The 6790-nt window shown below is 74.6% G+C and carries 7 protein-coding genes; all 7 read right to left on the bottom strand.

Going from position 1 to position 6790, the window contains the following annotated elements:
* Positions 1-106: 106 nt before the first annotated feature.
* A complete protein-coding gene (locus AC1MIR_RS06520; protein WP_480027372.1) occupies positions 107-703 on the bottom strand; it encodes an ABC-type transport auxiliary lipoprotein family protein in 597 nt (198 codons plus the stop codon).
* The gene (locus AC1MIR_RS06515; protein ID WP_480027371.1) at positions 700-1716 is read right to left on the bottom strand and encodes an MlaD family protein; all 1017 of its coding nucleotides are present in this window, start codon (positions 1714-1716) and stop codon (positions 700-702) included. Before AC1MIR_RS06515 ends, AC1MIR_RS06520 begins: the two co-directional genes overlap by 4 nt.
* A complete protein-coding gene (locus tag AC1MIR_RS06510) occupies positions 1713-2480 on the bottom strand; it encodes an ABC transporter ATP-binding protein (protein ID WP_480027370.1) in 768 nt (255 codons plus the stop codon). Before AC1MIR_RS06510 ends, AC1MIR_RS06515 begins: the two co-directional genes overlap by 4 nt.
* Entirely contained in the window at positions 2477-3553 is a 1077-nt protein-coding gene (locus AC1MIR_RS06505) for an ABC transporter permease (protein ID WP_480027369.1), read from the bottom strand. Before AC1MIR_RS06505 ends, AC1MIR_RS06510 begins: the two co-directional genes overlap by 4 nt.
* A 70-nt stretch (positions 3554-3623) precedes the next feature.
* Positions 3624-4880, bottom strand: a complete 1257-nt coding sequence (locus AC1MIR_RS06500; RefSeq protein WP_480027368.1) for a flavin monoamine oxidase family protein — start codon at positions 4878-4880, stop codon at positions 3624-3626.
* Positions 4877-5614: a TrmH family RNA methyltransferase gene (locus tag AC1MIR_RS06495; RefSeq protein ID WP_480027367.1), complete on the bottom strand. Its 738-nt coding sequence runs from the start codon at positions 5612-5614 to the stop codon at positions 4877-4879. The genes AC1MIR_RS06500 and AC1MIR_RS06495 overlap by 4 nt, the downstream gene beginning before the upstream one ends.
* Positions 5611-6711: a 2OG-Fe(II) oxygenase family protein gene (locus AC1MIR_RS06490; protein ID WP_480027366.1), complete on the bottom strand. Its 1101-nt coding sequence runs from the start codon at positions 6709-6711 to the stop codon at positions 5611-5613. The genes AC1MIR_RS06495 and AC1MIR_RS06490 overlap by 4 nt, the downstream gene beginning before the upstream one ends.
* Between the last annotated feature and the right edge of the window lie 79 nt (positions 6712-6790).

Here is a 6790-nt window from a genome sequence, read left to right as displayed (position 1 = left end):
GGGCGGGCCCGCGGCGGCGCGCGGCGGGGGCTCATCACCTCCAATGCCGCCGGCCCCGCGCCGCGGCCGGCCGCCGCCGCCGCGCCGGCGAACGCCGCGGCGCCGGTCAGCGCCGCAGGCCGCTGACCATCGCCTGCTCCAGGCGCGCGAAGGCGTCGCCAAGCGCTGCCTGCATCGCCGCGGCCTTCGCCGGCTCGTCGGCGTCGGCAGGCAGCGGCGCGGTGCCGGCGACATTGAAGGTCATCAGCACGCGCGTCGCGCCGCCGCGGTCCAGCAGCAGCACGCCGGCGAGGCTGGCGCGGGCCTCGTTCGCGGACGGCACGGCTTCCAGCGATGTCAGCTCGCCTTCCAGCACCAGCGTCGCATCGGCCCGGCTGCCGGGCGTGACCACCGCGGCGAAGAGGCCGGATGCGGAGAGCCAGGCGCGCAGCGCGGCCTCCGCCAGTTCGGCGGGCGGCGCAATCCATTCGTCATAGGGCGCGAGGCGGATCGCGCCATCGGGGTGCAGCGTGCGCAGGCCGACATCCTGGATGCCGGCTGCCCCGCGCACGCCGCGCAGCAGCAGGATGCCGGCATCGCGCGGCGCCTGCCGCGCGGCGGGCCGGCGCGGGCTCAGCGCGTAGCGCAGCACGGGGATGTTGGGCTGCTGCAGGACCGAGCAGGCCGACAGCAGCGGCAGGGCGAGCAGGATGCGTCGGTTCATCGGCGGCGCTCCGGTGGCGGTGGCGGTGCGCCGAACAGCGTCTGCGAGGGCGAGTTGCGCAACTGCTGCGTGGTGGCGCGCAGGTTGGTGGTGACGGCGCGCAGGTTCTCCAGGATTGGCACCAGCTCTGCCTGCACGTCCTGCGTGGTGGTGCGGACGGTGCGCAGCGTGCGATCCAGCGCGGCGAGCGTGCCCGGCAATGCCGCGGTCGCGCGGCGGAGCTCGGTCGCCGTCGCCGTGATGCTGGCCACCGCGCCGCGCAGGTCCTCCCCGGCCAGCAGCCCGCGCGCCGCTTCCGCGGCCTCGCGCAGCTCGGTCAGCGTCTTCCCGATGTCGCCCTCCTCCACCGCCGTCCGCAGCAATTCGGCGGTGCGCGCGGCCTCACGCAGCGTGGTCGCGGCATCGCCGCCCGAAGCCTGGTCCCGCAGCGCGTGCAGCAGGTCGGCGAAGTCCTGCATCATCTGCTCGAGCGGCACTTCCGACAGGCGCTGCATCAGCGTCTCCGCCGCTGTGCGCACCTGTGCGACGGTGGAGGGGATGGATGGCACCACCGGGTAGCTTGGGGTCCAGGGGGTCGCCGGCGCGGGGAATCGCTCGGGATCCACGAAGTCGAGCTCGACATAGTTCACGCCGGTGATGCCCTGCGCGCTGATGCGCGCGCGCAGGCCGAGGCCGATCGCTTCGGCCGCCGTGGGCACCTCGCCCACGCGCTCCGTCTCCACCACGAAGCGGACGAAGACCAGGCGGAACGCTTCCGTGTAGGGTGCGCCTTCCGGCCGACGATACTCCGCCGAGACGAGGCCTATCTGGGTCACGCGCCCGACCGGCACGCCGCGGTAGCGCACCGGCGCGCCGACATCGAGGCCCTGGACGGATTCGCTGGAATAGGTCTCGAAGGTGGCGGTCGGCCCGCCGCCGCGGTTGCCCGCGAGGAACAGCGCGAAGCCGAAGGCGAGCGCCGCGCCGATCACCACCAGCGCGCCGACGCGCAGATAGAGGGCGCTCGACTTCATGCGGCCTCGCGCCGGAAGAAGGCGCGCACCGTCGGCTGCGTGCTCTCCTCCCGCCGCCGGCGGGGGTCGCCTTCCGCGATCACGCCCTTCGCCTCCTTGTCCAGCATGATGCAGCGGTCGCCGATCGCCAGGATGGAGGCGAGCTCGTGCGTCACCACGACGAAGGTGGTGCCGAGCGTGCGGGCGAGGTCGCGGATCATCGCGTCGAGCCCCGCGGAGGTGATCGGATCGAGGCCGGCGGAAGGCTCGTCCAGGAACAGGATCGGCGGATCGAGCGCCAGCGCGCGCGCGACGCCCGCGCGCTTCAGCATGCCGCCCGACACCTCCGACGGCAGGCGCGCGGCCGCCTCCGAGAGCCCGACCAGGCCGAGCTTGGCGCGTGCCACCTCCGCGCGTGCGGCCGGCTTCAGGCTGGTGTGCTCGGCCAGCGGCATCTCCACATTCTCGAGCAGCGTGAGGGAGCCGAACATCGCGCCCTGCTGCCACATCACTCCGATCCGCTTCAGCAGCGCGAGCCGGGCCTTCCCCTCCGTCGCCCAGACATCGGTGCCGAGGATCGTCACGCGGCCTGCCAGCGGCGGGACCAGCCCGATCATCAGCTTGAGCAGCGTGGACTTGCCGCAGCCGGACCCGCCCAGGATCACGAAGACCTCGCCGCGCCGCACATCGAAGGAGACGTCGCGGAACAGCACGTTGCCGCCGAAGCCCGCCGCCACGCCCTCGCAGCGGATCACCGCCTGGCCAGCATCCGGCGCGGCGCTCACAGCCCTAGCCTCTCGTAGAGCACGGCGAAGAGGCCGTCGAGCAGGATGATGGAGACGATACCGCCGACCACCGCCGCGGTCGCCGCATCGCCCACCGCGCGCGGGCCGCGCCCGGCGCCGAGCCCGGCCCGACAGCCGATGGCCGCGATCGCCAGGCCGAAGAAGCAGGATTTCAGCAGCCCGCTCAGCATGTCCGTCAGCTGCAGCCAGCGGGAGAGCTGCTGCGTGACGGTGGTGAGCGGGAAGCCGAACAGCCCCATGATCATCGTCATGCCGACAAGGCCCGCCAGCGTCAGCAGCAGCGACAGCACCGGCATCACCAGGATGCCCGCCAGCACGCGCGGCAGCACCAGCAGCGCCATCGGGTCCACCCCCATGATGCGCAGCGCCGCCACCTCCTCGTTCACGCTCATCGTGCCCAGCTCGGCGGCATAGGCGCTGCCGGTGCGCCCGGCCAGGATCACGCCCGCCATCAGCGGCCCGAGCTCGCGCAGCAGGGAGATGCCGACGAGGTTGGGCACGAAGATCTCCGCGCCGAAGCGGCGCAGCGGGATCGCGCTCTGGAAGGCCAGGATCACGCCGAGCAGGAAGCCGAGCAGCAGCGTCAGCGGGAAGGCGCGGGTGCCGGCTTCGTCGAGGTGGCGCATCACCTCGCCCGCGCGCAGCCGCCAGGGGCGGAGAAGCGTGCCGAGCGCCACCAGCGCGAGCTCGCCGATGAAGGCGACCGCGTCGAGCACGCCGCGCGCCGCAGTCCAGCTCGCCTTGCCGATGCGCGCCAGCAGCGGCAGCCTCTGTTCCGGCTTCGGGCGCGGCGCGGCGAGCGCGGCGCGCACGCGCTCCAGCACATCCGACACCTGGGGCGGCGCGCCGCGGATGGCGTTGCCGGCGCCCGCGGCCTCCGCGGTGACCAGCAGCGTGGCGCCGGTGGTGTCGAGGGCGGAAAGGCCGGCGAGATCCAGCACCACCGGCCCGCCGGCGGCCTCCGCCATCAGCTTCGGCCAGAGCGCCGCGGCGGCCTGGGTGTCGAGCCGGCCCGAAAGCCGCACCACGCCCGCCTCCGGCCCCACCGTCATCTCGCACGCATCCGGGGGGGCGGTCGCTGCCTCAGACATCCTGCATCAATTCGGTGGCGCGGCGCGCGGGTCAAGCCGCGGCGGCAAGGGCGTGCGCCGCCGCCTGCGCGCCGGACATCCACGCGCCGCCGACGGTGCCGGCCAGGGTCGCGTGGCAGGCCTCCCCGGCGAAGCAGAGCCGCCCGCCGGCCAGTGGCGCCGCCAGCACCGCCCGCGCCCCTGCAGCGCCGACCCGGGCATGGCTGTAGGCGCCGCGCGTGAACGGATCCGTGATCCAGTCCGAGACCAATGCCCCCGGCCGGAAGGCGTCGGGGGCGGCGCTGCCGAGCCGCAGCGCGATCTCCGCCCGCACGAGCGCCTCCGCCGCCGCCGGCCCTTCCCGCGCCACGTCGAGGGCCAGCCGGCCGCCGATCCAGGCGGAGGCGATGGGCTGGCCCTGCGGCCAGAAGGTGATGGGAACCAGATCCTCCCCCTCCGCAACCATCCGGTCGGTGGAGGCGTGGTCCGGCAGGCCCAGCCGATCCGCGCCCGCGGCCGCGAGTGCCAGCTTGATCGCACCGCCGAGCGGCAGGTCCTGCGCAGCCTGCATGACCTCGGCCGGCAGCGGCGGATCGAAGCGCAGCGCCCCGGCGGCGAGCAGCGCGGTCGGCAGGGTGCAGATCGCCGCCCGTGCCCGCAGCGTGCCGAACGGGCCTTCCGCCACCGCCTCGTGGCCGCCCCAGCGCAGCCGGTCCACCGGGGCGCCGAGCGTCGCCGGCAGCCCGGCGCCCTGCCGCGCGACCAGGCTGCCAAGTCCGCCTTGCGGGAGCAGGTTCGATCCGGAGAGCAGGGTCGCCGCGAAGTCGCGCAGGCTGATCTCCTCGATCGGCCAGGCGGCGATCACCCGGCCCTGCCAGGCGGCGACCGTCGCGTCCCAGGGGCCGCCGCGCGGTGCGGCCTGGGCGGCGGCGATGTCGGGGCCGGGCAGGGCAGCGCGGTCGCGGATCGCGCGCTCGAAGGCGGCCCAGGCGGCGTCGTAGGCGGCGTCCTCCGCCGCCGTGATGCGCCGGCCGCCGATGAAGGTGACCTCGCGCCGCAGCGCGTCGCTGTCGGCGAGCGGGATGCCGTGCTCTCGCGCCAGGTCGGCCAGCGGGTTGTGCTCCGCGTCATGCAGCCAGGTGGCGCCGAGGTCGAAGGGAAGGCCGAGGCGCGTATCCGTCAGCGCGCGGCCGCCGATGCGGTTCCGCGCCTCCAGCACGCGCACGCGCCGCCCCGCCGCGAGCGCCGTGCGCGCGGCGGCGATCCCGGCCGCGCCGGCGCCGATCACCAGGATGTCGCAATCGCTCACGGCGGCAGCGATTCCAGGGCCTGGATGAGCACCGCCGCGGCGACCGAGACGTTCAGGCTCTCGACACGCCCCGAACCGGGCAGCGTCACGCGATGCGCGCAGGCGGCGATGGCCGCCGCACCCGGCCCCGTCTCCTCATTCCCGAGGAGCAGCGCGAAGTTTTTCGTGCGTGGCAGCGCGGTGGGGGCGACGCCGCCATGGGCGACGGCGGCGAGGGTGGTGAAGCGCGGCGCCATGGCGCGCAGCGCGACGGGCAGGTTCGCCGCGCGATAGAGCGCGAGATGCTCGAGCCCGCCTTCGGCCGTGCGATAGGCGGCGTCCGACAGCCCGGCCTGGCGCGCATCGTCCGAGAGCAGCATGCCCGCGCAGCCGAAGAAGGCGGCGCTGCGCGCGATGGCGCCGAGATTGTGCGGATTGCCCACCGCATCCAGCACCGGCAGCACGCGCGCGGAGAGCAGCGCGGCCGGGAAGGGCACGCCGAGCTCCGGCACCGCGCGCGCCTCCGCCACCGCGACGATGCCGCCGTGATGCGGCGTGCCGCCGATGCGGGCCAGTTCCTCGGGCGGCACCTCGCGGTAAGGCTTGCGGGCGGCGGCGAGTTCCTTGCAGAGCGGCCCGGCCTCGCGCCGCCGCGCCGGCAGGTAGAACAGGCGCAGCACCGCCTGCGGCCGCCGCGCGAACAGCGCGGCCACCGCGGCGGGGCCGGCGATGCGCTCGGTCCCGAAGCCGCTCAAGGGGCGGTGGCCGCGGCGGCCGCATTGGCGCGGGCGGCGAGGAACTGCTCGTTCTGCGCGCGGATCTTCGCCGCCTCGTCGTCGTAGAGGAAGGGCAGCGTCGCGTAGCGCCGGCCCCGGGTCACCGGCCGCGCCTCGTGCAGCAGCGAGCAGGAGAACACCACCGCGCCGCCGAGTGGCGCGCGGTAGGTCTGCGGCCCGAACTCCGGAAAACAGAGATCGCCGCCCTCGTACTCGCCGGTGTTGAGGTTGATCGTCACCGCGAAGCGGCGATGCGCGGTGCCGAGCGTGGTGTTGTCGCGATGCGCGCGGAAGAAGCCCTGGTCGGCGGAATCGTAGCAGGCGACGATGTAGCGCTCGATCCGCGTGGCCTTGAACTGGAAGGCGCGCTGGATCTCCGGCACCAGCCGCGCCACCAGCCGGGCGCGGAACTTCGCCTGCATCGCGGGATCCTCGATCGCGGCGTCCTTGCGGCGCTTGTGGCCGGGATCGAGCAGGCCGACCGTCTTGCCGTTGACGTCGCGCATGAAGCCGCTCTCGCCGCCGCCGGCGGCTTCGTAGAAGGCGATCAGCTCGCGGCAGAAGGCGGGCTCGAACACCCGCGGCACGATCAGGACGGGAGCGTGCAGGGGAACGCCGGCATGCTGCGCCGGCGGCGGCAGCATCGCCAGCGTCGCCATCGCCTGCGCGCCCTCCTCCAGCGGCCAGACGCCGAAGACGCGCAGCATGGGATCGAGCAGCAGCCAGCCGGTGCAGGGCGTGCCCTCCTGCGGTTCGGCGCGGAGCGCGCGGCGCACGCTGCCATCGTCGTCCCACAGCACGCGGATGCCGGTGGCATCCCGGATCCGTCCCGCGCGCTCGTCCTCCGGCTCGGTGCCGATCACGACCATGTAGGCATTGTCGGTGTCGAGGCGCGACGCATGCGGCGCGATCGTCGCGGCCAAACGCTCCGCCTTGCCCGGCTCGGCCAGCGATCCGGGGATCAGCACCACCAGCCAGCGGCCGGCCAGGGTGTTGAAGGCGAAGCGCGGATTGACCGCGGAACGCGCGTGGAAGTCGGCGACCGGCTCGCCGATCGCGTAGCGCGGGCGGATCATGCCGGCGTGCTCCCCAGGCTCTGCATCACCGCCTCCGGGACCTCGATGCCCTCTTCGGCGGCGCGGCGCGCCTGCGCGG

The sequence above is a fragment of the Falsiroseomonas sp. RANM36 genome (assembly GCF_056682175.1).
The sequence above is the reverse complement of the archived record's forward strand: the minus strand, read 5'-3'. Positions and strand labels throughout refer to the sequence as shown.